This window comes from Leptospira neocaledonica (assembly GCF_002812205.1).
GTDB lineage: Bacteria > Spirochaetota > Leptospiria > Leptospirales > Leptospiraceae > Leptospira_B > Leptospira_B neocaledonica.
This window is the reverse complement of the sequence record NZ_NPEA01000006.1, coordinates 90,824-116,780: the sequence shown is the minus strand read 5'-3', so window position 1 is coordinate 116,780 and position 25,957 is coordinate 90,824. Positions and strand designations below refer to the sequence as shown.

Genomic DNA, 25,957 nt, shown 5'->3' with positions numbered 1-25,957 from the left:
GGGATTTGTATCAAGAAAGGAGCTTGGAATTTAATCCTCCATATCCCAGAAAAAGTCCTTATTCGTAAGTTCTGACTCTTCCGTTTTAATAAAGGAGTTCCTACCATCTTCTTCAGAAGATACAGGAAGATCCGAACCAAGTCGTTCCAGGTCTTGGGTCTCTTTTTCCCAATATTCTTCCGTTCCGAAATGAGGAAATGCATTCGGGAAAGAAGGATCTTCCCAACGTTTTGCGATCCATGCGGAATAATGGATATAACGTAAACCCCGCAACGGTTCGACTAAATCAAACCAAGAGGAGCGAAATTCTCTGAACTCACGGTAACCTTCCAAAAAGATTTCTCTTTCATATTCGGATGAAGAATCACCGAAAGGAAGAAGCATCCAAAAGTCCTGAACGGCAGGGCCGTTCACAAAATCGTCGAAGTCGATAAAACAGAGTCCGTCAGCTGTTTGTATTAAATTTCCTTTATGACAATCTCCATGGATACGATGGAACGGCATATCTTTGGAAGCCTCGGAGAAGGAACTAAAAATTCGTTTTGCTGCTATTTCGTATCTTGTCCAGAGGTGAGTGGGTAGGAACTCCTTCTCCTTCAAAAATCGTAAAGGCTCCTCGCCGAAATTTTTCAGATTGTATTCTATTCGATGTTTAGCTTGTTTAGAGGCGCCTATATTGTGAATTCTGGCGAGTAGTCTTCCTGTTTGGACTAAATTGTTTTTGTCCAACTCTTCTACCAATCTTCCCTTTTGGAGAGGCCAGATTGTATAATAAATTCCTTTTGTTTCTCTTACAGTAATCCCGTTTTCTAAGGCGAGGGGAGCGACTACGGGAATCTCTCCTTCTTCTAATTCTTTTAGAAAAGAATGTTCTTCTAATATTTGATTAAGAGTCCAACGTGCGGGACGGTAGAATTTTACGACGAGTCTTCCCCCTTCTTCCAAGCCTACATCATAGACCCTGTTTTCTAAACTATTTAAGGCGAGACAATGGCCGGAGACTGAAAATCCGGCATCTTCTACCGCTGATAAAACGGAATCTATGTCCAGTCGATTGTAGAATTCTTTGCCGGGGATCTCCATGATCGCTAGTATCAGTATGGAAACTAGCAATCATAGGATTTTTTATTATTTTGAGGCCGCTGCCTTTGCTGCGAGAGCTGAAAATTCTTCCTAATTTTCTCCTGCCAGAAGTTTTCTGCGTAACATCGTAAATTCTTTTAGAATAGCCCCCAGGAAGAGTTCTCTTTTTCTGTCTTCGTCTAATTTGTCTTTATGGCGTAGAATATAAACTTCCGTTTTTCGTATCAAATATCTTAGATCGTCCCATTCTCCTAATTTTTCGCGAAATAAAGTGAGAAGATCTGCATAAGACTTTAGCCGATTTTCTTCGTCTGAAAATTCGGATTTGATCGTATCTATCGCCTTCAATAAGTCTTCTTTAAATTTTGTGGGAGATCCTACTAAGTTTTCTTGGATCAGATTTGGCTTCCAAGCCGGGAATTCTTTCCAGAAGTATTCGTGATTTTCAAATCCCTTTAGGATTTGAGTGGCTTCTTCCGGTCCTATGTTTTTCGCGTTTTCAATTTTGGCCCCTTGTGTATTCACATTATAAACAGGAAAATCCAAGGACTTGGAGGATTCTTCAAACCAATGTCTATACAAATCCAAAACATAATCCGTCAATACTTCTCTGCCTGTCACGGAAGGAACGTATCTTGTATCCCTTTTTCGGACCACGGCTTCATTAATTTTTTCTAAACTGGTTTTGCGGGTGAGTAGAGTAAGCCATTTTTCGTTATGATGGGTTCCTGTGGAATGGATTTCTCTACCGGAATAAGCCAAATCCTGGCCGACTAAAAAGCAAGGTTTACATCCTAAACTTCTGAGTAGATCGAATGCGGTTGTGGCAACACTACCCCCGGATTGAACATCTCCTATTTGACCGAGTAATGATTCTGCACTTTTACTTCCCGCTGTTGCTTCTCTTTTCAATTCTCCGGAGGCATCTACCAAATATTTTGCGGTAATACTATGTACCACCGATTTAAATTTCAAATTTCTTAATATAGGAGGAGAACTGACAAGGTCCGCGAATAATGGGATTTGTGATGTATCTTCTCCCAAAAAATGGAATACTGAATGAGTTTGTGCGTCTAAGGTCATTACTCCGTCAGGTATGATCCCATATTTGAGAAGTACTTTGAGAGAAGTATCGCAGGACATTATGAAAACTTTATCTCTGATACTCTTGATCCATTCGCATTGTCTTCGCAAATTCGGTCCTGCGGATACGAGTAGGGAAGGTGTCCCGTTAAATTTTTCCTTTAAGGATTCAATTTTAGTCCTAGGACTGGGTGGAGATAAAAAGTTCGCGGTGTTTACAAGAGAATTTCTTACCCAAATCCTTTCGAATTCGAATTTGGTAAGTAGATCACTCATTTTAGAAGAGAGAATTTTTCGAAGTCTTATATCCGTTTCCGCATAAAACATTTCTTCTAAAGAAACACTTGCCGCATTCCTAAGTATTCTGATGCCTGAAACTCTTTCTACAGGAAGTGACTCCAGATAATTCCAAAGAAGAGAAAGTGAATTTTCTCCTAAGAATAAATGTCTTCCTGGGACTTCCATCACAGGTTCTAACCATTCTTCCCAAAGTGGAAAGAGTAGATCTCTATCCTTGTCTATGAGTAATAAAATTTGTCCCGGCTCTAATTTGGATTCTACTTCTCGGATCAAATGAGGATTTCCGAGTCCTAAAACTGCAACCAGATCTGTGGATTGAATAGAAATCGAATCTAATTGGCGTTTTGCTTGGGTAAAAGGAGAAACAGAACTTGCCAGGGCTCTTCCTTTTTTGGAGAGAAAGAACTCATTTTGGTTTTTGGCTGCCTCAAGTCGGAACTCCAACGTCTCTGTAGGAGGATTTTGGAAATACAGGCTGAGATAGGGTTTTTTCCCGAATATTTCTCTTGTTTTTTCCGGGAGATCGTGAGACATAATACTCCTAAGCATTCCAGAGTCCGCCCGATTCTGGTCACTTGCAATCAATTTCCCAAAGAAACACAAAAATACATATGTATCTCAAAAGCCTGAATATTGTTGGATTCAAGACCTTTGCGGACGAGACAGAAGTTCTTCTCGATCCGGGATTTACCGCAGTTGTAGGACCTAACGGTTCCGGAAAATCGAATATAGTCGACGCTTTAAAATGGGTCTTCGGCGAAAAATCCGCCAAGGGCCTTCGCGGTGATAAGATGGATGATGTCATCTTTCACGGTTCCGAAGCTCGTAAGCCTGCTGGTTTTGCGGAAGTCAGCGTAATCTTCGATAATTCTTCCAAACTTATTAAGATGGATTATCCAACCATCAAATTGACCCGCAGATTATACGCGGATGGAAATAACGAATATCTAATAAACGATTCTCGTGTGCAGCGTAAGGAGATCGAAAAGATCCTACTCGATACCGGTATCGGAAAATCCAGCTACTCTATCATGGAACAGGGAAAGGTGGATCGTATCCTTCATTCCAAACCGGAAGAGAGAAGGCTGATCTTCGAAGAGGCCGCGGGTATTTCCAGATTCAAGATGGAAAGACAAGAAGCTCTTAAAAAACTTTCCGACACGAACCAGAACCTTCTTCGTATCCAAGACATCATGAATACGATGAAGAAGGAAATGGAAGTTAAGGAAAAACAAGCGGAGAAGGCGGAAGAATATTTCCGACTCAAACAAGAACTGGATGAGACAGATAAGATCATCCGTTATATCAAGTTCTCCACTCTGACGAGAAAATTCGAAACTTCCGAGAATGAATTAAAAGAGATCAAAGAAAAAAACAGAGTTCTTCTAGAGATGATTTCGGCCGAAACCGGAAGGATCGAAGAATTGGATCATCATAAGTCCGATCTGGAAAAGAAGGTCGCAGAGATCGACAAAAAACTTTTGGACCATCTTACCCAAACTCAGATCCAGAAAGATAAGGTTGAGAGTAATAAGGGTATTATCCTAGATTATTCGGATCGTATTTCCGATATTAGAGAATCCTTAACTAAGGAAGAGTCCGCACAAAGCCTTCTTCAGATCGATAAAGAAAAACTGGAAAAAGAAGCGATCGATCTAGAGGGCGAAAGTAAATCTCTGGAACTAGGTATCGAAGAGCTTCGTAAGAACAAATCCGAAATCGAAGCCAAAGTAGAAGCGGAGAATACTTCCATCCAAGAGAAGGAAACGAGAATTCTCTCCAATGATAAACGACATGTGGAACTGAGAGACAGATTAAAAGAAGTTATCTTCGATTTAATTTCCCAATTGGAATCCCGCAAAAAAGAAGCCCAATCTACTGAAGAGGAAAGAAACCGTCTGAAGGAACTCCTACTAGGAGAAGCAGACAGGATCCATTCCGTCGAAACAGAGCTCAAAACCGCTTTGGACTCATATACCGGAGAAGAGACCAAAAACAAACTCTCTTACCTAGCCGGAAAACTAGAAACAGAAAAGTTCAGATCTCAACTGGGAGAATATTTCTCCTTAGAAGATAGTATCCGCACTTTATTATTCGATAGAGACGGGTTTTTATCTCAAAAAGAAGGTTTGGACCAAGAGATAGAAGATCTGATCTTAGAGAACGAAAATCTTACACGCTCCATCAAAGAATCCGGACTAACCATTGAATCTTTAAGAGAAGAAGCGGAGAATATCAGAGAAAAGATCGTTTATCTAGAAAAACGTATCTTAGAATTAAATTCCGAAAAAAATTCTAAGTTAGAATCTGCAAAATCTCTTTCCGAAAGAATAGATGAGACCCAAAAGAGGATCTTAGCAGCTCAGGAATCCATCAAAACTTTAGGCGCTAAAAAAACAGAATTCGAAAAAGAAGTGATCGAACTGGAACAACAGATCGAGAATAGATACAACGAATTTTTGGAAATGAGCCGTGCACTTGATTCTGAAAAAGAAGCACTTAGAAATATTGTAAAAGAGATCCAAGGTTTAAAAAACGAGATCCATAAAAACCAAGAAGATTATAAGAACTTATTCCCTATCTTGACCGAAAAGGAAAAAGCAGTCTCGGTTTATAAGGTCCAGCTAGAATCTTTCTCCGAAGAATTGTATAACGATTATTCCATTTCCGAGCAGGAACTTGCTGACGAATTCAAGGACAAGAAACCTGAAAAGGGAGAGAGTGAGACCAAACTCAAACGTTTAAAATCCGATATCCAAATGTTGGGTTCCATTAACCCCCTTTCTATCGAAGAATATAGAAACGTAAAAGAAATCTACGAACACCACCGCACTCAAAAAGAAGATATCGAAAGATCCAAAAACGATATCACTGAAATCCTGAAAAACATCAACGAAGAGTCCGAAAAACTTTTCAGAGAAACCTTCGAAAGGATCAAAGAAAATTTCCAGGAAACATTCTCCACTCTGTTCAATGGGGGAAGAGCGATGCTCGAACTCGTGGACGGAGAAGACAGTTTAAATGCAGGTATCGAGATCATGGCGGAACCTCCTGGCAAACATGTCCAGAACCTGAGGCTTTTGTCGGGGGGAGAAAAATCCCTAACTGCGATTGCTCTATTATTTGCGATCTACATGGTAAAACCTTCTCCATTCTGTTTCTTGGATGAGATAGATGCGGCACTTGACGAAGCGAATAAACTTCGTTTCTGTCAGATCTTGGATAAGTTCAAGGATAAGTCCCAGTTTGTGGTGATCACTCACGCTCAGTCTACGATCCATAGGGCAAATTCCATTTTTGGAGTCACAAACGAAGAACCTGGAATTTCCAAAATTATCAGCTTAAGACTGGATGAAGCCAGAGATTTTGCTGGAAGAGCGACCGAAGCAGTATAATCTGGAATTGTGACGGAATCCGACGATCTAATCATCGCAGGCAGAAGGTTCAAATCCAGACTGTTTTTAGGTACTGGTAAGTTCTCTTCCGGTGCTGCTCTACAACAAGCGATTCATTCTTCTGAAACGGAAGTAGTGACTGTTGCTCTACGTAGGGTGGATCTGTCTTCGCCTGAAGATGATATTCTAACTAAAATCGATCGGGAAAGAATATTACTTTTACCGAATACGAGCGGTGCAAGGGACGCAGAAGAAGCTGTCCGCCTCGCAAGACTTTCCAGAGAATTAGGCGGAGGCAATTGGGTAAAACTGGAAGTGACTCCGGATCCAGTTTACCTTCTTCCTGATCCTATTGAAACATTGAAGGCAGCACAGATCCTGGTAAAAGAAGGATTTAACGTTCTACCTTATATCAACGCAGATCCAATCCTTTGTAAACATTTAGAAGAAGCAGGTTGTGCTACAGTAATGCCTCTAGGTTCTCCGATCGGGACCAACCAAGGAATCCGCACCCTGGCAAATTTAGAAATTATCATAGAACAATCCAATATTCCGGTGGTAGTCGATGCAGGACTAGGACTACCTTCTCATGCAGCGCAAGCAATGGAGCTGGGAGCGGACGCAGTTCTTGTCAATACCGCAATCGCGATCGCAAAAGATCCGGCAAAAACAGCATATGCATTTAAACTCGCCACAGAAGCAGGAAGGATCTCCAGATTATATTCTAATTCAGGAATATCAGCATCCAAACAAGCGTCCGCCTCCAGTCCTCTTACAGGATTTTTAGAAGAAGAATCTAGAAATGTACACGGAGTTATTTGATAAAATCTCCTTCTCAGAAGCGAAGGAAAGAGTATTATCTAAATCTAAAATAGATATAGAGTCTGCGCTCCATACATCTCATTCCGGAAAATCTCTAAATTTCGAAGAATATCTCTCCTTAATACATCCGACTGCTGATTCTTATTTAGAAGAAATGGCGGAGCGTGCCCTCAATTGGACTAAAAAAAGATTCGGTAATACAATTTCTCTTTATATGCCGATGTATCTTTCCAATGAGTGCAGATCTTCCTGCATTTATTGTGGATTCAGTTTTGAAAATAAGATTCCCAGAAAAACTTTGAACGAATCTGAGATCCGAGCCGAGTCGGAGATTCTTGCGTCCAAAGGGATCAGGCATGTTCTTATCCTGACCGGAGAAGATTACTCTATCACAAATTTAGAATATTTGAGATCTTCAGTTGAGATCCTAAAATCGTATTTCGATTCTATCTCCATAGAAATTTATCCTATGGACCAGGAAAAATACGAGGTATTAATCGGAGGGGGAGTAGAAGGTTTAGTAGTCTACCAAGAGACCTACGATTCGGAAACATATTCTAAGGTTCATCTTCGCGGAATGAAGAAGAATATGAGATACAGATTGGATGCTCCAGACAGAGGAGGCCTTGCCGGATTCAGACGTATCGGAGTAGGTGCACTTCTTGGACTTTCAGATCCGTATGGAGAAATGTTTCGACTCGGAGAGCACGCACATTATCTTTCTAAAAAATATTGGAGAACTACGATCCAAATCTCTCTACCTAGGATGAGACCCGCAGAAGGTGAGTTTGATAAGACGATCTTTGTTTCTGATCGAGAGTATGTTCGATTTTTATTCGCACTTCGACTTTTTTTGCCGGATAGCGGACTTGTTCAATCCACAAGAGAATCCAGTCGGATGAGAAATCATCTGGCGGGAATGCCAATCACTCATATGTCTGTGGAATCCAGGACTGATCCCGGAGGTTATTCCGGCGGAGAAGAATTAAAACAATTTGAAATAGAAGATACTAGAAAGATCGAAGAATTTACGGAGATGTTAAAGAAGAAGGGACTGGACCCGGTCTTTAAAGATTTCGATCGGGCATTTTTTCAAGTACCCGATCGGATTGGTTAAGGATTATTTTTTCCCTTTATAACTGTCCATCAAGCAGCTATTAAAAGCTGTACATTGACCTGAATGAGTTTCGTAACAAGAAGTAACTGCAGAGTAATTTTTACGGCAGGTATTTAAACAACCTGCTCCTACTTTTTGTTTATCAGCAGCACTCAGCTTTTTTTGGCCTTCTACACAGTTCGTATAAAAATCACAGATCTGATTGCATGCTTGGCTTTGAGCGGAAACGGAGGAGAGTCCGGTGAAAACCGTAGCTAGTAAGATTAAGGTTGCGAGGATTGTTTTTTTCATGGGTGTGTTTTCTCCAAAGGACCTAGCGACGCAGGGATTCGAACCCCGGACCTGCGGATTATGATTCCGTTGCTCTAACCAGCTGAGCTACGTCGCCGTTATTCCTAGGAAATACCTTCGAAAGGTATTTACCGGTCATTTTTTTTGAAATACCGGCCTTGTCAAAGATTTCTCTCCGGGTGATTCGAAACCTTTCCTAGGATTGTGGCCTAATATTCTTTAATCAGACCTTTGCCCGATTAGAATGTTCCAGCTTTCGGGCGATTTTCCGTTCCCTTTTTCTTCAGGATTTTGTAAATTTTTTCTTTCTAAGAGAAAATTTTCTAGCCGAGTTTGTAATGTTTTTCCTAAAATTTCCCATTCCGATTTTAATTCTTCCGGAAAGGAAAGTTTGGAATGAGATTCCACTTGGGATAATAGATCCGGGATTAGTTTTTCTTCTAGTTCCTTTTTCCTAAGTTGGAATTGTTCGGATACTCGTTTATAAGACTGCGAATATTCTTCTTCTAGTCTTTTGAGAAGGAATCTGTCCGATCTGTCTGCATATTTATCCAATAAATGGATTACCTTTTCTTCAAAGATCGCATCCATTCCGACCTCTGTTTTGGGATGGGATTCTTTATTAGTCCATTCTTCCAATTTGTTTAATACATCATTGAGTGGAGGTCTTTCTTCTATCCATCTAGATACTAATTCTTCGTAAGCTTCCGCAATAACACATGCGAGTATCAAAAGTTGTAGACCAAATGAAAAATAGATTTTGGGCTTAAAAACAAATCCATTCTCTGTTTCACCTTTTCCCAATGCGGATAAAAGGGAGAAATATTTGGAATCCGCTCTTTTAAATAAGAACTTGAGGATTACATTTTCTAATTCGGAAGAATATTGGGAGCTTAATTCGTATTCATGGATTTCTCGGATATCTGTCAAAGATCCTACAAAAAATGCTTTGGCCAAGGAGAAGGAAGAAGAATATCTTTTTCCATTCTCTCTTTTTCCCCATAATTTTCTTTCTAATAATAAAGAATCGGAATGGTTCTCTTCTTCTTTCCATATGATCTCTGGGGTTGCGTGGATCTCCTTTTCAAAAATTTTACTGAGTTGTTCTTCCGACCTTTCTATTTTTCCTAAAACATGAAAGTAAGAGTCCGTTAGGCTCTTTTCATCGGAGATCCAGAAGCAAAGTTTTTTTCCGAATAATACTGGAGGGATTAAATAGGAGAAGGTAACTGAATCCGAAATTTCCACTTGGGTTGGGACAGGATAAGAGGGAAGGGTGGAGAGTAACTCCGAAGAAGGGACCCATTTTTCTAAGGGAACTAAAAAGTATTCTTCTGCTCCATTCTCCTTTGCCCATGCCAATACGGATTGAAAATATTCTTTAGTGTTTGGAATTCCTACTTCGGAATCTCCCTGGCCTGAAAAAGAAAGTTCGGATGGACTAGGCCATTTGGCAAGGATCTGCATGGTTTCTCCCATGATTATATTTTGAGCGTAGTGTACCAAACTAGCGCAAGGCACAGGACAGATAGATCCAAAACCTTGGTTCTGAAAATTCTATCGAATCCATTCAATCGGAGTTTTTTACTGATTGCCTCAGGTTCAAGGATTTTTAGCCTGAGCATGGACTGCTTTTCAAGGGGCTCCTCCTTTTTTTATGGGGAGGGAAGATACTTGCAGGATGGGTATTAGGATTTGGCACATCTTTTGCATAAACATAAGCAGGACACGCTCTTTGCGTGCGAATTAGAGACCCCTAGTACAAACATATAGGAGATAAGTATCAATGGCGAAAAATGCCGCAGAAGTGATCGCTTTCGCAAAAGCGAACAAGGTTCTTTTCTACGATTTCCGATTTACGGACATTAAAGGAGCTTGGCACCACGTTTCTTACCACGTAGATTCCGTAGACGAAACTACTCTTAAAGGACTTCCTTTCGACGGTTCTTCCATCCCTGCTTGGCAGCCGATCCACAAATCGGACATGCAGTTGATCCCTGACCCGACTTCCATCTTTTTGGATCCGTTCACTGCAGATCCTACTCTCGTAGTATTCTGCGATGTTTGGGATATCTATAAGAACCAAGCTTACGAGAAATGCCCTCGCTCCATCGCTAAAAACGCGGTGAAATATCTGAAAGATACCGGAATCGGTGACACTGTTTACTTCGGACCAGAAAACGAATTTTTCCTTTTCGACGGTTTGAAAGTAAGAGACGCGATCAATATCCAATACTACGAATTAGAATCTTCCGAAGGTATTTGGAATTCACACACTGATATGCCTGGTTCCATCAACACAGGACACCGTCCTGGAACCAAAGGTGGTTACTTCCCAGTAGCTCCTGTGGATTCACAAGTGGATCTTCGTGCAGATATCGTTAAAACTCTTCATAAGATCGGAATGGAAACTTTCGTGGTCCACCACGAGGTTGCTCAGGCTCAAGGAGAGATCGGAGTTAAATTCGGAACTCTTATTGAAGCAGCTGATAACGTTCAAAAACTGAAATATGTTGTTAAGAACGTAGCTCATAAATGGGGAAAGACCGCAACCTTCATGCCTAAACCTCTTTATGGAGACAACGGTAATGGTATGCACTGCCACCAATCTATTTGGAAAGACGGTAAAAACCTATTTGCAGGAAACGGATACCAAGGTTTGAGCGAGCTTGCTCTTAACTATACTGGTGGTGTATTGAAGCACGGAAAAACCGTAGCTGCTTTCACTAACGCTTCTACTAACTCTTATAAGAGACTTCTTCCAGGATTCGAAGCTCCTGCGATCTTAGCTTACTCTGCTCAGAACCGTTCCGCTTGCGCGAGAATTCCGTTCGTAAGCGGAGAAAAAGCGAAACGTGTTGAGTTCCGCTTCCCAGATTCTTCTGCGAACCCTTATCTTGCATTTGCTGCATTGCTTATGGCAGGACTTGACGGGATCCAGAACAAGATCGATCCGGGACCACCTCGGGAAGAAGACTTGTTCGAACTTTCTCTGGATGAAATCCGTGAGAAGGGAATCCAACAAATGCCTCACACTCTTAGAGAAGCAGTGGAGCATATGTTGGCAGGTAAAGAAATTTTCAAAAAAGGAAATGTATTTACCGAAGAGTTCATCCAAACCTACAAAGCATACAAATTCGAAACCGAAATTTGGCCTTGGGAAGGACGTCCTCACCCGTTCGAATTCCTTACTACTTATTCTTGCTAATTGTAAGAATTCAGTATGGATTAAAAAACCCCGAGTTATCCTCGGGGTTTTTTTATGGGATTTGATCTAAGTTTGACTTATCCGCTTCTGGATATTTTGCCAAATAAGCGCCAACGGTTTCCCTTTTTTTAGTCAGCCTTTCTCTATGATCAGAAATGATCTGCCCAAAGTCCAACTTACCTGTGATGATCTCGTATCTTTCTGTTTCAATAGTTCCTAAATCTAGATCGTAATCAATTTCCGAAGCTTGGTCTGCATATTTTCTGGAAGCTTCCCAATAAGGAATTGCTTCTTTATAGAATGAATCAGCGACCTCGAAAGATTGTTTTAGCTCGTGGGCAAAATCTAAATTATAAAAATATAAATGTCTCTTATCAAATTGAGAAGCGATCCTCATATAGGATCTCATGATCTGCAGATTCATATGCATGAAGATAAGGAGTCTATATTTATGGTATTCTTCTTCGTTCGTTACCCTACAAAGTGCGTTCCTAGGATGGCGAAATCGTTTTTGTAAACCGGCTTTTAGAAAGAATATATTTCTTCTTAGCTCATTCTCTTTATAATGAAGTTTGAGTCCATACATCTCGTAATAATCTTCTAAAAACTTTGGCTCCCATTTATGGAGTTTGTAAGGAACCCAGTCCGAGAACTTAGTATATACACCATTTTTCTCGTATTCGTAATTATAGTCCAGATCCGGTTCCGTGCTGATGGATACAGGGATCGGATTCAATTCTTGTAATATAGGGGAGAATAGCAGAAAAATTAGTAGCCAGACTCGCGTTATGTGTCTTGTTCTTCTCTGCATTCTATCTTATTATATCGGTCTTTTGGTGCAATCCTGGATTGTAAAAGAAGTTTCGGAAAATTCTACTTTAACAGAGAAGATGCCGATTTGTCAGAATTAATAAACAATTATTGGACAAAAAAGCGACTAAAGGTCAAAAAAACTGGAAAAATATCAAATAAATTGTTTACAAAATCTGTTAAACTCTGATTTATATCCGCTATATTGGATTTTAATCCAAAATAAGGGACTCCCCATATGTTAAAAAATACAGTTACGAACCGACCGAGTCGGAACAAAAAATATTCACTCTTGCCAGTCCGACTCTTTTTGTCCTTCGGGCTTTTAGGATTAGGGACAGTTTGGGCCCAAGGAGTAGAGCCCCCAAAACAAGAGACGCTGACTCAGGCAGATACAACACCTGCGAAACCGGCTGCCGCGGAAGAAAAAACTTCTGCTCCGGCGACCCAAACTCCAGCAATCACTTCTGCTCCTGCTGGGGATGCGAAGGAAAAAGATAAAACTCCTGCTGCTCCTTATAAAAGCCCTTGGAAAGGTAAGTTAGATGGGGAATTACTTGGTACTTTACTTTTAACTCCGGAACACCAAGATTCCGTTAAAAAAAGTTCCAATCTTTGGATTACTGATAACCTTCGTTTCGGTTTACAGATCCGTCCTAGATTTGAAAACTTTAATAACCAAGATTTTGATAGATCCACAAGTGATTCCAAAAACTACGTTACCCAAAACAGCCAATTCTGGACACTTTTGGATATCAATGAATCCTTCGCCGTAAAATTGACCATCCAAGATACTCGTCTATATGGACAATACAAGGATCCAAGCGGAACGGGATATGGACCTACATCTTTTACGAACTCTATAGGGACCGCATACGCACCCGGAAGCCAAATCCCGGTAAAAAATAATACGGATGTCCGAGAAGCGTATGTGATCTGGAAAGATTTTCTTCCTTATACAAAATTGTATTTAGGACGTCAGGTTTTCTCATACGGAGATTCCAGGATCATTGGTGCTCGTAATGATAGCCAGATCGGTAACTCTTTCGACGGGGTTAGAGTCGCATTCGATACCAAAACTTGGTCCACTCATGCAGGTTATACTGTTCTTGCAGAAGAGAGTAATGGTCCAAACGGATTTGTGACTGCGAATAATCAAAAAGTTGGTGGAGCAAAAGCCCTCAATGATACATATCTCGCCTTCTTATACAATACTTGGAAACCTTCCGAAGAGTTAGTGGTTGATATATACGAGATCGGTGTGATCAAAAAGTATAATACTACTACTGCCACCGGCTTACTCGTAGATCCGAATGAAAGAACGAACGGTAGAGACAATCTATTCACAACTGGAGTTCGTTTGAGCAACAGAACTGCGTCTGGAAGAAGCCTTCCTGCAGGAAAATCCTGGGATTGGGGTTTAGAATACGCGGCTCAAACAGGAAGCACTGGGCAGACAATAGACGCTTCTTGGGATACTCTGAATACTACGATCGGATCCGGAACGAACAAACATGCCGCTTACAAGGAAACTGTTCAGCATGACGCTTCCTTCTTCTTAGCTCAAACAGGGTATAACTATAAAGGTTTCCGTCTGGGAGTCCAATTTGCAAGAGCATCCGGTGACCCGAATAGAACTGATGGAAAGTCCGCAACCTGGGATCCTTTATTTGCTACAAGATCCGGTGGATTTCCTTATTTCGACTCAGGAAACGGTATCGCAAACGCTGCCTTTTGGGCAAACGTAAGAACTTCTTCCGTTCATATCCAATATTACGATGATACTTGGGGAAGATTCATTTTCGCAATTTACGATATTCGAAAGGATAAAGTCCAAGATGCATGGTATGACGGTAACAGGAACGCGGTTACTGGAAGCACTGGATACGATGCAAATGGAGACTTCCTTGCAAACAAGACAGTTTCTGGAAGTACCGAAAACTACGCGAACAATCCTTTCCTGAAAAATTGGCAACCTGGACACAGACTTTTGCTGGAATATGACCTGATCTATATCAAGAAGATCAATGACTATTTCTCGATCTGGGCAGGAGCTACGGTTCTTTACGCGGGAGACGCGATCAAGAACCAAAAACAATATAATATCGATAAGAATAGTACCTATTTCTCACTGACACTTCAGTTCGCCATCTGAAATGTCCTAAACCTTATGCCCGGTCTTTTTTTAGGAAAGGATCGGGTTTTTCTATCCTTTCCCCTTTTCCGCTCGTCAAAACAAGTACAGACCAAAAATCTAAGGGTGTCCTCCTGGGAATTCAGGATTGACCATACTTTTAGAAATCGCAATTTGGTTTCAAAGTTATGGAGTCCGATAATGAATCTTAGGAGAAAGAGAAATCCTATTTGGGTCTAATCGTCCATTCCATGAAGAAAATTCGGATCCTTCTTTCCTTAGCGTTCGCGCCTCGTGCCGGCCTTCTAATATTCTTCTTTTTTCTAACTAGCTCTTTACACGCTCAATCCCAGGTCGTTTCCGAATCCTGGATTTCCTCCTTAAATCAGTGGCTGGAAACCGGGCTCTCCGGTTCCGAATTCGGATTTAATTCTGCCATCTTTCTGGTATTGGGAGGGCTTTGTGCGAGCCTTCTTCCTTGTGTTTATCCTTTGTATCCGATCACTGTAGGAATCATCCAGGCAAGGGGAGAGACTGCTTCGAACAAGGTATTCCATCCTTTGGTATATTATACCGGATTGGCGTTCATGTATTTTTGCTTCGGGCTCGTGGCTGGGATTTCAGGCGGTGCATTTAACACTGTACTCAGATATCCAGGAACCAATCTATTCTTAGCTGCTCTTATCTTTTTATTGGGACTTGCTTCATTAGGATTTTTGTATTTACCAATTTTTCCTAATAAGGAATGGAGAGGTTGCCAAGGTTGGAAGGGCACTTTCCTTTTGGGGATGGGAGCAGGTTTCCTGTCCTCTCCTTGTGTTGGACCGATCGTAGTTGCCATTTTAATCCAAGTAACTGCAGGAGTTCAAAGTATCAGTGTGTATTCTTTAGCGGTTTCCGCATTTAAGATGGCATTGTTCGGACTCGGACTTGGATTGCCGTTTTTATTTTTAGGAGTGTTTGGGCTTTCTCTTCCTCGCGGAGGTAAGTGGACTAGATGGATACAGATCGTTTTAGGATTTGTGGTCTTCTACTTTGCCTGGTCTTATTATAATAAGGCAATGCAATTATGGTCTGTACCATTCGATCTCAGCCTTGGGATCTTAGCTACTGCTCTTGGAGTTTTGGTTGCTGCGTATTTGTATCAACCTAAGTCTCTTCTGCGTACGGAAAGAACGAAGAAGGCACTACTTCTTACCGGACTTATTTGTTCTAGCGCAATTCTCATTCGACTTGTAGGTTGGGGAGTTGGAACCGGCGGGATCAAAAAGGATCTGGTAGAAGAGCACGGAAATCTTGAATGGCATCGAATTTCCGAAACTGCATTCGAGACTGCTCGTAATGAAGATCGGTTGGTATTTGCGGACTTCTATGCAGATTGGTGTTCTAATTGTAAAGCCTTCGAAGACCTGACCTTATCCGATACAAATTTGAACCAGGCGCTCGGTAAAACTATCCTTTTAAAAATCAGGGACGATGATAAGGATTTTCTAATATATGAGAATGACCCTAGATTTCCTGAATTAAAAATTGGTCTTCCTTTCTTTGTGATCTTCTCTTCCGACGGGAAGGTCCTTTTTAAAACTACGAATTATTTAAATACGGCGGATATGATCCGCACCATCAAAGGTGAGAAGTTCCACGCCTCCGGAGAGTGAGACGCGGAGTGGACGAGAGCCACAGAGATATTTTCACACAAAGACACGGAGCCCACAGAGAAGGGTAATGTAGGAACTCCAACACGGATTTGAAAGAAAGGATCTTGTTGACTAAGGATGGATTTTGTGATACGGGGAATGAGGTTCCCACAAGCCACTCCCCCAATCCCAATGCAGGGTGGGGGCGGCCTTTAGTTCATGTAGGAATTCCTACATACTTTTTAACTAACTCTCTGTGACCTCGGTGCTCTCTGTGAGAAAACTTTTGCGATATTTAAGCCGTTACTGGTTGTTCCTTCTCCCAGAGTTTCCATTTCACTAAGAAGTATATACCAACCAATATGATTGCGATCGATACATACTGAGATTGAGAAAATCCATGCCAGTAATATCCGTTTAAGAAGGTAGTAGTTTCTCCGGTAGCACCAGGAATGTTGGATTGTATCGGAGGGTCAATGAATGGGATGACTGCCTTATTTACTCTTAAGAATTCTATTCCTAATCTTGCAAGTCCATGTAGGATCAGATATTGAGCACCGAGGCTGAATTTTTTGAAGTTCTGGAATCTTGCCCATTTTTGGAAGTAGATGAAAAATAGAAAAGATACGAACGATTCCATAACTGGAGTATTCCAAACTGGAACCCCACTTGGGACTGCACTTGTTGGCCAATACGTGAATGTTAAAACTGGAATGTCTGCATGAGTTGCAAATCCGTAACAACCATCTCCGGAAACAAAACATCCTAATCTACCTATTGCATAACCCAATGCCATGCTTGGAATTGTAGCGTCCAAGTAAGCTTTTATATCCAATTTGTTTTGGATCATGTATAAGCTGATAAATAAGATTCCGAACAGGAATCCTCCGTAAAATACCAAACCACTGCCGGAGAATAAACTGGACCAAAGTCCAGGGCGACCAGGGAAACCATCAAAGTGGGTGAGTGGGTATAAATACTTTCCGTCAAAGCCAGGGGTATCTACGAATACTTGGTCCCAGATCTCGAAGATAAAAAATACCTTAGCGCCTACGAATGTTCCGAAAACCCCTAGGATCAAAAGCCAATCTGCATGAGCTGGATCCAGATGTTTTCTTTCTAATTCTTTGGGTAAAAAATAAGAAGCCGCCAAAAAGGCGATCACTACTAAAATACTGAATGTGGAAATTCCTTCCCAGCCGCTGCTGATGTATTTCTGGACGAATGGTACTAGTCCGGGAATATCTATGACTTTATACATGGTTCCTTCTTTGGATCTTTTTTCCCTTATATTCGTTCCCCGAATCGGGAAAGTTTCGGAGAGATTAAAAATTATTCCATATTAACGAATTCTGCAGGGTCCATTGGAGGATCATAACCTATATGAACCTCATAATGTACGTGAGGTCCTGTGGCTTTTCCTGTGGAGCCTACGTTTCCGATATGTTGCCCTCTGGTTACTAATTGCCCTTTTTCAACGAAGACTACGGAACAGTGTCCATACACTGTATAAAATCCGTTCAAGTGATTGATACGAATACTTTTTCCGAGTCCTCCAGCGGATTGTCCATTATCTTCTATCACGCCTGGGGCAGTTGCGTAGATAGGAGTTCCTTCACCCGCGGCAAAATCGATACCTGAGTGGAACTCTCCCATTTCTACTAACCCGAACGGATCCACCCTTCCTCCGAAAGTAGAAGTTACAAATCCTACTCCAGGTTTCAAAGGTCGACCTCTTGGCATCGCATATAGAATAGACTCTCTTTCTTCCAAGTAATCAAATGCATTTTGGAAGGCATGTTTGATCTTGTATAATTCTATATTTCTTTCCGCGAAACCTTCTACAGTATCGGAATATAAATCCATGTTAGTCGAAGATTCAGGAACATTCTTTTTTAAGCTGAACTCTGGTACGTAATCGAAGGTGAGAATTCTTTTCCAGGGAACTTCTTCCCAAGCGACCAGGTTCAATTGTTCCGTCTTTTTTTCTAATCCGGAAATTTCTTTCTTAGCGTCTTTGAGAAGAGAGTTATAATAAAGAAATAACCCCACATTATTGTCAGTCTCTCGGATCAACTCTCGATTCGGTACGAAAAAAAAGTTCATGTAGACCACGAATGCACTCGCGAGCAGAAAAAGAAGAACGGAAAGTACTCCTAAAAACGCGGCCATAAAAACGCTAAGCTCCACATTCAGCACAGCTTCGTGATCATGAGGCACGAGTAGGAAAGAAATTTTACGAGACCCTTTTTCTTTGATTTTTAGCCAGGAAGAACGGAAGCGAAGATACTTGATCTTCAGCCTTTCTGCGGCTCTGGGACGGTCTTCGAACTTTGCCTCGTTGTTCATAGATTTTTACTTGCAGGTAGGGGTCCGACGGGGATTATAGGACTTAACTATCCCATCATATGAAATTTCTGTCCAATCTCTTCAAGAAAAAAATAGGATCCGTCGACGACATTCTTATTTATCCGGAGGGAAGGAGATTTTATCGGGATTCGCATCCGATTCGTAAGACAATGATCGACGAGGATGCGGTAAAGATCATCCACCGTCTCCATAAATTCGGATACAAGGCCTATATTGTAGGTGGAGGAGTGCGGGATCTTCTTTTGGGACGAAAGCCGAAAGATTTCGACGTGGTCACCAACGCGACTCCGAATCAAATTAAGAAAATCTTTAATAATTGCCGTATCATCGGTCGTAGATTTAAAATTGTTCATATTCTCTTCAAGGGAAAGGTGATCGAGGTCAGCACTTTTCGTTCTCTTCCCGAACATCGTTTCGAAAAACCTGTAGAAGATCAGGATTATCTGATCAAACGGGATAATAAATTCGGAACTCCGCAAGAAGACGCCGCCAGAAGAGATTTCACCATCAACGCGTTATACTATGATATCCGTAACGATTCTATCGTGGATTATGTAGGTGGATACGAAGATATCCAAAGCAGACAACTGAGAGTGATCGGAAATCCCGATATTTCTTTCAGAGAAGATCCTGTGAGAATGTTGCGCGCGGTAAAGTTTGCAGTACTTCTCGGTCTAAAAATCGACAGAGGAACTTCTAAATCTATTAAGAAGAATGTTCACGAATTAGAGAAGGCTTCTTCTTCTCGTATGTTGGAAGAATATAATAAAATTTTCCGCACCTGGAGAACTTCTCTCATTTTCCAAGGAATGGCCCAAAATTCCCTTCTGGAAGTTCTATTTAAAGAAGCATTCGAGAAAGAACGCAGAAAAAATCCGGATTTCGGGGACAAGTTTTTGGAAACCAGAGTCGGAAAACGTTTGGTAATTGCCGACAAACTTCTTTCCGAAAGAGAGGAACTCACTCCTCAGATCTTTTATGCACTTTTATTTTCAGACCTTTCCGAAGAATCTTTAACCAAGAAGAGTGGGGGGCACCTGGTTGCTTCCTTAAAACAATCTTTAGAGCCTATTTTCCAGAGATTGGGAACTCCTAAAAAAGATAAGGAAAGACTGATCAAGGTCTTTGCTTCTCAGGAAAGATTTACTCATACCGAAGACGATAAGGCCTCCCAAAATAATTTCTTCCGTAAGAAAGACTTCTTCTACGACGCGTTTTACGTCTTTAAGATCAATGCGATCGCGGATAATAATGATCAGGCTCTACAGTCTGCATTCTTCTGGGAAATCTCTCTCCGTAAAAGACCCGTGTTGCCAAATAGTATTGGTGGAGGCGGAGGCCGAAAAGAAAGCAGCGAACGTGAACGCCCGAATCGAAACCGTAAAGAAAAAGGAAGTGGCGGCGGCCGATTTAAAGATCGTAATAGAAAGGGTCGCCCAAACGGAGAAGGGTCTAAGCAGGCGCCGGAAGCAAGCTCGCAAGATTCCGACGAATCGGAAGACTGATAATTAGCTACGCAAAGGATTGGATCACAAACTGAAGGTTAGTCTTGCCTCTGAATGTGTTCTCTTCTAAGCAACCCCAAAGATCTAACTCACCTTTTTCTCTTAATAATTGGGAGAATTCTTCCGCCTTATTCCAGATAATTGCTTGGACGGATTCGGAAGCGGCCAAAATTTTGAACCTTGCATGTTTACCATCCGACAAAGGACGATAAGAAAGTATTCTTGCTCCTTTTACGGAAAGTAATGGAGCAGGATTTTCCATTCCGAAAGGTTCGAATAATCCAAGCTCGGTATATAAATTTTCTCTTAACTCTTGGGGACGGAGACTTACTAAACTTCTAGTTTCTTCTTGGAAGCCCGAAACTTTTTCGGATTCCAGCCAGCTTCCTGCTTCTTGGAAAAGAATTTCTGCAAGTTTCGGAATCTGATCTATGGAAAGAGAAAATCCTCCGGCTTCTTTATGACCACCAAATTGATGAAAAATATTCTCTGCTTTTTTGAGAAGGTTGAGTACATTTTCGCTACCGTAAGCTCTTACACTTCCTTTTGCGTGTCCATGGTCGGGCGCAATGAATATAACAGGTCTTTTGTATTGTTCCACGAGTCTTGTGGCTACAATGCCGGAAACTCCAGGTTCGAAATCGGGCTCATAACAGAAAAGGATGGGCCTTTCGGTCCTTTCTCTTTTCCTTTTTAGGAAACCTTCTACCCTGAATAAATTTCTTTTGGTTCTTTCTCTTCTTTCTTCGTTTAATTTTAGAAGGTCCGTTGCAAGGGATTCCGCCTCTTTATCCGAGTTGGAAAGAAGAAGTCCAAGTGCCGCTTCCGTTTTTTGCATTCTTCCTGCAGCGTTTAATGCCGGGCCAATACTCCAGCCCAGATCTCTGGAGAGTACCTTCTTCTTATCTAAATCCAATTGAGAGAAAAGTTTTTCCAAGCCGGGGCGATGTGAAAATTCTCCCGTTTTGATTTTTTGTAAAGTATAACAACCTTCTTTGACTATGATTCTATTTTCTCCCACAAGAGGCATCATGTCGGTGATCGTGCCGATAGAAGCAAGATCCAGATTTTTTAAAACCTGTTCCCAGATCGCAGGAGAAGAGGAGATTTGAGAATAAAAAACTTCTCTTTCCGGAAATTGGGTTTTGGAAGTCGAGGGCCAATCTATAAAATTGCCAACAAAATGTTTTTCAGCTTCCGATTTATCCCCTTTAAAAAGTTTGATCCCGTTTTTGACGAGGGAACCGCTGAAAAATGTCTCTCCATCCGGAATCCAGACCAAAGAATTATAATTTTCTAATGTACTATAAAGCCATGCTGTGATCAATTTCCATGCAATGACGGATGTGCAGATCTTTTCGGTAGGATAGAGAGAATCTCCTCTTTTAGGAGAGATCAGTTTACAGGAAGAAGGTATTCTTTCCGGAATCTCGTGGTGATCTAATACCACTACTTGTATACCTTCTTTATTTAATTCTTCTATTTCTTCGCTATTGCTTGTTCCGAAGTCCAGAGTTACGAGTAGGTCCGGTTTGACTTCCCTTACGTATTTCATTGCAGGTTCGCAGAGCCCGTAATCCTCTTCGCTGGAAGTTTTTACGTTAAGCGTCCCTGGATGGATTCCTCTTAAAAAATTGGCGAGAAGGCTCGTGGAACATACTCCGTCGCTGTCCCTATCTCCAAAGAGTAGGATTGATTTTTTTTCTAGAACTGCAGATTGAAGAATGCGGATAGATTCATCCATATCCGGTAATAAAAACGGAGAAGGAAGATCTGCAATATTTTGGGCAAGGACCTTGGTAGGGTCGGAAACCCCTCCGAACTTTGTCCCGAATACATGGGACTGTAGGGGAGTTAGGCCTTGGATGGAAGAATTTGGTAGGTTATGAAAATCCGGTCCATGTTGGGGCATAATTACATGATGCAATTCCCGCTAAATTTTGCTCCTGATTCGATTTCCAGATCTGGAGTGCGAACGTCTCCGACTAATTTTCCGGTTTTGCGAACGGAAACTTTAGAAGCGGCGCTAATATTACCTTTTAGATCCCCTTCGATTTCCAGGGTTCCTGTTTCGATGTCGGCCTCGACTCTTCCGGTCTCGCCTACGATCAAAGATCCAGTGGTCTCGATGGTGCCCTTGAATTGGCCCTTGATCTTCAGTGCGTTATTGAAACGTAGTTTGCCTCGGAATTGGATATCTTCCCCGATAATCGTGTCTATGGATTCTTCGCTCATGAGTCTCCATTCTCGAACCCTAACCAGGCCTTTCAAATGTTTTTCAAAGACATAAATCTGTTTTTTTGCGATTAGAACGCGGCGACTAAGATTGTTTCGATCTCGTTTTTAGGAAGTTCCCTGGGAAGCGAATCCAAGAAAGGAAAAGAAGAAGCAAGACTTGCGATCCCAGGAAGATCTATCTTACGAACCTCGTATTCAGATAACCTTTGTGGGATCTTGAGTTCTATATAAATTTTACGGATCCCTTCTACCGCTTTGATGGCGGCCTCGATCACCGAAATATTAGTGATGTCTTCGTCCAGGGCTTTTGCGATCATCACATACTTACCTGCAGAGGAGGTAAGGTTATACTCCATCACATGTGGAAGAAGAATGGACATCGCCTGAAAAACGTCCAAATTCGTTAGGTTAGAAGCCGCCAAAGAAAGTGCATAACAAAGTCCTAATGAACTGGAAGAATGTGACATCCCCACAAGTAAACTCGCACCAAAGATTGCGTTTTTATACTGTAGATTTTTAGGATCTCTGATGGCAGGCACCAAGTTTTTATAAATGATCTCTATTGCTCTTAAGGAAGAAGAGTTGGTGAGTTCATTCGAATATTTAGAAAGAATACTGTCCACAGCTGCAGCTAAAATTCCCACTCCAACCTTTGCCACGTCCGCAGAAGTCATAAAACTACTGATCTTAGCGTCGGCGATCACCATCTCCGGAAAAAGAAATTCATTCGAAAAATATCGGACGGTTCGATCATCATCCATATACACTGTTGCTGTAGGGGAACATTCTAATCCCATCACAGGATGAGTCGGGATTAGAATGAGAGGAATTGGCTTTTTAAGCCTAAGGTTTTTTTTCAGGATAAAAACATCTTCTGCAAATGTATCGTTATTTGCAAGAAGTGCGACCAACTTTGCAGTGTTCAAACTTTCGTATGAACCGTAACCAATGATACAATTTGCATTTGAGATCCTGGCAAAGTAGGCGGCAGTATCCAGTTCTTTTAATGTAGGTTCCTTCTCTATATTATCGTAAAGAATTACGCCGTCTATATGTTTCTCTAGAGAAGTTTTAATGATGGAGAACTCGTCCATATTCTCCAACTCACTTTGAGTGGATAGAATGACCGCGCGGTTGCCTATATTCTTAACGAAGTTTCCCATTTTAAAACCGCAATCGACTTCAAAATGGATTTTGGTGGGAAAACTAAAATTGATCCAGTCGGGGAGTATCGGCATTGTGTGTCGTTCTCCCTTTTAATTGAGAGGAAGTATGTAAAATCCGGAATCCAAGGGAAACAATTCCGGATTTAATTATGAATTAACGGCCTAAAAAGGATTCTGCGATACGATCAGCTACTGCGTTTAAGATCTCAGGGCTGAGATTATCGTAATCTCCGTTCTTTAATTTTTCCTTAACTTCTTTCAGCTTTGTGGAACGTTCAGAATCCACCGGGCTTGCTACGATTTTTTGAGCAATCGTTTGCACTTCCGCTTGGATACGAGCTTCCGAAGCCTTTTGTTTGGCAGTGTCGGAAATAGAAATATTGTCGAATGATTCCTTAGATTCAGTTTTGCGTACAGGAGTCGACTTACGTGGCTCGTAAGATCCTCCACCAATGCCGCCTATTTTATCGATAGTCATGGGTTTTCCCTCTCACTCTAAAGTATCGGCATCTCCGACACGTCCGTTAAGCATTTTTTTAGGATTTGTATAGATTAGCACCACAAATTCTCCCTTTTCTGGGAATTTGAGGGATTCCAGGTCCTGAACAGGTTCTATTTTCAGGATTTCCTCATGGATTTTAGTCAATTCTCTCCCTAAAAGGATCGGAGAATTTGGAAAAATTTCCCGGATTGCGGAGAGGGTATCTCGGATTCTATGGACCGATTCGAAGATGGTAAGCACACCTTCGAAGTTCTCCCACTCTTTCAATTGGTTTCTTTTTTTACCCTTCTTCTCTGATAAAAATCCAAGAAAGAGAGAAGGTTGCACCTGCCAGCCGGAAACAGAAAGCATGGAGGTAAGAGCGCTTGCTCCCGGGATAGGAATAATTGGGAGCTTCTCCTCTCTCAAAATGCGAACTAATTGGGAACCAGGGTCCGAGACGCCAGGAGTTCCTGCATCGGAAACTAAGGCCAATGTTTTTCCGGATTTCAGATCTTCGATAATACCTTTATAAGGTTCGGCCCCTTGGTCCTTATATAAAGTCCGAGTCTGGGTAGAAATTTCGTAAGTTTGGAGAAGCCTTCTGCTATGCGAAGAATTTTCGCAATAGATAATATCCACCTGCTTGAGCACCTGAACGGCTCTGAAGGTGATGTCTTCTAAATTTCCTATGGGGGTGGCAACTACGTAGGCGGCTCCAGGTCGGACGGTAAATTTGGAGTTAGAAACTTCATTCATAGATTGCAACCCGGCGGAGATTCTCCCGCAGGGCAGGCGCAACCAGTAGCAGCATTTCCCTTAGTACAGGGATTACAAGCGGTTCCGACAGGACAAAGAGATTGGGTGGAAGTGGAGCAGCTTGCCACAGTACATGCAGTAGGATTACAACTGGTATTCGTTCCACAATGGTTTGGGTAGATGGAACTACATCTAGTGACCGGAGTGGACATATTAGAAGTGATACCCGTATTCAATAATGCCCTTAATGTGAAAGTGTAGACCTCACATTTTTGGAACATCAGCACAGGAGAAAATGGCTGCAAATTTTCGATTGTTTGTGTCACTACATTGGAAGTAGAGGCCTGGACCGCTAACTGTGGAAAAGAAGGTTGCACACCGTTTTCCAAATATAGGTTCGCGTTACCTAAGGTTTCTCCTGCAGAAGGAATGGCAAAAGTGATATAAAGATTATAGCCTACAAACTGAGGTTCTAGGTTGGTAATATAATATTTCAAATCGTACTCAGGCTTATGAGTATCTATATTATCGTATTTAGCGGTGATGGAAAAAATTTGAGGGACTCCCACAGGAGTTATGAATACAAACGGTGACTGGGTGACCTCAGTATTCGTTCCGCAAGAAGCAAAAAACAAAAAAACCGAGAATAAAACCGCCTGAACGGCAGGGGTTTTTAGGTTGCCTGCCTTTGGGGTCTGTTGGATTCTAAATTTACAACCCACAAGGATAGAATTCGACCTTGGAGTGGTCTTACAACTAAAAAATTGAGGCTTCCTCATCGTGACTAGAGTTCGAACATTATTAATTTCCGTAGTTTTTATAGTATTTTTCATCTTCTTATTGGTGATCTTATTTTGGACTGACGATGACAAATCAGACTCCAAAAATAAACAAGGCGAAGCAGAAGCACTCGCCAGTATTTTCGGCGGAGGATCGGGATCCACTTCAGGACGCTCCAATTATGGAAAAACAGGTGCAGATCCTTCTTTATTCGATTCTAACTCCGATTTTTTTAAGGCGGGAAAAGCAGAATATCGTGAACCCGAAGCAGGAGAACCTTCTTCCGAAAATAAACCGGGAGCTCCTGCATCAGATTCAGACAATCCTGTAAATCCTCAAACAGGAAAATCTTATACAAATGAGGAGATGGAAAGATTTGCTCAATTAAAGGAGAAGTTTCCGAATAATTCACTTCTTCCCAGCCGCATGAGCCCTGCAGAAAAAGAACAAAGAAAAGTTTTCGAACAAAGAGTATCCGAAGCTACTAGAGCAGTCTTAAGTCGCACTGCATCCAAGGACCAAACGGTAACCTATTACGATTATATGGAGAAACAATCCAAGGACAGATTAGAGATCGTAAAATACTTGGTCGATCTTCAAAAAGGATCAGGAGATCCTGAACAAGAAAAGAAGTTAGAAACAATCCAACAAACTATGATCCAACAATTGGAACAAGTGCAAAAGGATAAACAAAGAGCTTACGAGCAAGCCGGATTATAGGGCACAGAGTTTAAAGAGGCGCGTAGTTTTCTCACACAGAGGCACGAAGTCACAGAGA

The 25,957-nt window shown here is 41.5% G+C and carries 21 protein-coding genes and 1 tRNA gene; 8 read left to right on the top strand and 14 right to left on the bottom strand.

Translation table 11 applies throughout. From position 1 onward, the window contains the following. Positions 1-30: 30 nt before the first annotated feature. Both CH365_RS11795 and CH365_RS11790 read right to left on the bottom strand, forming a co-directional pair. On the bottom strand, positions 31-1,083 hold the full coding sequence (locus CH365_RS11795; RefSeq protein ID WP_100768772.1) for a serine/threonine protein kinase: 1,053 nt from the start codon (positions 1,081-1,083) through the stop codon (positions 31-33). Between the two features lie 90 nt (positions 1,084-1,173). Continuing rightward, a complete protein-coding gene (locus CH365_RS11790; protein ID WP_100768771.1) occupies positions 1,174-3,000 on the bottom strand; it encodes a motility associated factor glycosyltransferase family protein in 1,827 nt (608 codons plus the stop codon). Positions 3,001-3,077: 77 nt separating this feature from the next. Between CH365_RS11790 and CH365_RS11785 the strand changes: the two genes are divergently transcribed. From CH365_RS11785 to thiH, 3 genes are read left to right on the top strand one after another with little or no spacing between them, the layout of a single operon-like run. Next, the gene (locus tag CH365_RS11785) at positions 3,078-5,861 is read left to right on the top strand and encodes a chromosome segregation SMC family protein (RefSeq protein ID WP_100768770.1); all 2,784 of its coding nucleotides are present in this window, start codon (positions 3,078-3,080) and stop codon (positions 5,859-5,861) included. 9 nt (positions 5,862-5,870) lie between these two features. Further along, a complete protein-coding gene (locus CH365_RS11780) occupies positions 5,871-6,683 on the top strand; it encodes a thiazole synthase (RefSeq protein WP_100768769.1) in 813 nt (270 codons plus the stop codon). Continuing rightward, positions 6,664-7,800, top strand: coding sequence for a 2-iminoacetate synthase ThiH (gene thiH, locus CH365_RS11775; RefSeq protein ID WP_100768768.1), 1,137 nt, complete (start codon positions 6,664-6,666; stop codon positions 7,798-7,800). Before CH365_RS11780 ends, thiH begins: the two co-directional genes overlap by 20 nt. 3 nt (positions 7,801-7,803) lie before the next feature. Here the strand turns inward: thiH and CH365_RS11770 are convergent, their stop codons facing one another. The 3 genes from CH365_RS11770 to CH365_RS11760 form a co-directional block, all read right to left on the bottom strand. After that, a complete protein-coding gene (locus CH365_RS11770; RefSeq protein WP_100768767.1) occupies positions 7,804-8,091 on the bottom strand; it encodes a Cys-rich protein in 288 nt (95 codons plus the stop codon). A gap of 23 nt (positions 8,092-8,114) precedes the next feature. Next, a tRNA-Met gene (locus tag CH365_RS11765) sits at positions 8,115-8,188 on the bottom strand. Positions 8,189-8,310: 122 nt separating this feature from the next. After that, a complete protein-coding gene (locus tag CH365_RS11760; protein ID WP_100768985.1) occupies positions 8,311-9,558 on the bottom strand; it encodes a hypothetical protein in 1,248 nt (415 codons plus the stop codon). Positions 9,559-9,877: 319 nt separating this feature from the next. Here CH365_RS11760 and glnA point away from each other — a divergent pair, with 319 nt between their 5' ends. Beyond that, positions 9,878-11,299 (top strand): type I glutamate--ammonia ligase, encoded by a 1,422-nt coding sequence (glnA, locus tag CH365_RS11755; RefSeq protein WP_100768766.1) that lies wholly within the window; start codon positions 9,878-9,880, stop codon positions 11,297-11,299. A 52-nt stretch (positions 11,300-11,351) separates the two neighbouring features. Here glnA and CH365_RS11750 read toward each other — a convergent pair whose 3' ends face one another. Then, positions 11,352-12,110, bottom strand: coding sequence for a hypothetical protein (locus CH365_RS11750; RefSeq protein WP_100768765.1), 759 nt, complete (start codon positions 12,108-12,110; stop codon positions 11,352-11,354). Between the two features lie 237 nt (positions 12,111-12,347). On the opposite strand from CH365_RS11750, the gene CH365_RS11745 reads away from it, so the two are divergent. Together CH365_RS11745 and CH365_RS11740 are read left to right on the top strand one after the other, a co-directional pair. Next, positions 12,348-14,264 carry an alginate export family protein gene (locus CH365_RS11745; protein ID WP_100768764.1) on the top strand — a complete coding sequence of 639 codons (1,917 nt, stop codon included), beginning with the start codon at positions 12,348-12,350 and terminating at the stop codon, positions 14,262-14,264. Positions 14,265-14,494: 230 nt separating this feature from the next. Then, positions 14,495-15,901: a cytochrome c biogenesis protein CcdA gene (locus CH365_RS11740; protein ID WP_100768984.1), complete on the top strand. Its 1,407-nt coding sequence runs from the start codon at positions 14,495-14,497 to the stop codon at positions 15,899-15,901. Between the two features lie 274 nt (positions 15,902-16,175). Here CH365_RS11740 and CH365_RS11735 read toward each other — a convergent pair whose 3' ends face one another. Both CH365_RS11735 and CH365_RS11730 read right to left on the bottom strand, forming a co-directional pair. Beyond that, a complete protein-coding gene (locus tag CH365_RS11735; RefSeq protein ID WP_100768763.1) occupies positions 16,176-17,141 on the bottom strand; it encodes a prolipoprotein diacylglyceryl transferase in 966 nt (321 codons plus the stop codon). Between the two features lie 71 nt (positions 17,142-17,212). After that, positions 17,213-18,229, bottom strand: coding sequence for a M23 family metallopeptidase (locus tag CH365_RS11730; RefSeq protein ID WP_100768762.1), 1,017 nt, complete (start codon positions 18,227-18,229; stop codon positions 17,213-17,215). Between the two features lie 59 nt (positions 18,230-18,288). On the opposite strand from CH365_RS11730, the gene pcnB reads away from it, so the two are divergent. Then, complete coding sequence (gene pcnB, locus CH365_RS11725; RefSeq protein ID WP_100768761.1) at positions 18,289-19,755, top strand: polynucleotide adenylyltransferase PcnB; 1,467 nt, start codon at positions 18,289-18,291, stop codon at positions 19,753-19,755. A 7-nt stretch (positions 19,756-19,762) separates the two neighbouring features. On the opposite strand, the gene recJ is transcribed toward pcnB, so the two are convergent. The 6 genes from recJ to CH365_RS11695 form a co-directional block, all read right to left on the bottom strand. Further along, positions 19,763-21,667, bottom strand: coding sequence for a single-stranded-DNA-specific exonuclease RecJ (gene recJ, locus CH365_RS11720; RefSeq protein ID WP_100768760.1), 1,905 nt, complete (start codon positions 21,665-21,667; stop codon positions 19,763-19,765). Between the two features lie 2 nt (positions 21,668-21,669). Then, a complete protein-coding gene (locus tag CH365_RS11715; protein WP_010515397.1) occupies positions 21,670-21,990 on the bottom strand; it encodes a bactofilin family protein in 321 nt (106 codons plus the stop codon). A gap of 71 nt (positions 21,991-22,061) precedes the next feature. Further along, on the bottom strand, positions 22,062-23,231 hold the full coding sequence (locus CH365_RS11710) for an iron-containing alcohol dehydrogenase (protein ID WP_100768759.1): 1,170 nt from the start codon (positions 23,229-23,231) through the stop codon (positions 22,062-22,064). Between the two features lie 82 nt (positions 23,232-23,313). Beyond that, a complete protein-coding gene (locus CH365_RS11705; protein WP_100768758.1) occupies positions 23,314-23,637 on the bottom strand; it encodes a flagellar biosynthesis anti-sigma factor FlgM in 324 nt (107 codons plus the stop codon). A gap of 12 nt (positions 23,638-23,649) precedes the next feature. Then, positions 23,650-24,399 (bottom strand): 16S rRNA (cytidine(1402)-2'-O)-methyltransferase, encoded by a 750-nt coding sequence (gene rsmI / locus CH365_RS11700; protein WP_100768757.1) that lies wholly within the window; start codon positions 24,397-24,399, stop codon positions 23,650-23,652. Further along, positions 24,396-25,178 (bottom strand): LIC11073 family putative lipoprotein, encoded by a 783-nt coding sequence (locus CH365_RS11695; RefSeq protein WP_165782602.1) that lies wholly within the window; start codon positions 25,176-25,178, stop codon positions 24,396-24,398. Before CH365_RS11695 ends, rsmI begins: the two co-directional genes overlap by 4 nt. Before the next feature lies 1 nt (position 25,179). On the opposite strand from CH365_RS11695, the gene CH365_RS11690 reads away from it, so the two are divergent. Further along, positions 25,180-25,899, top strand: coding sequence for an LIC_20245 family lipoprotein (locus CH365_RS11690; RefSeq protein WP_165782601.1), 720 nt, complete (start codon positions 25,180-25,182; stop codon positions 25,897-25,899). Positions 25,900-25,957 lie beyond the last annotated feature (58 nt).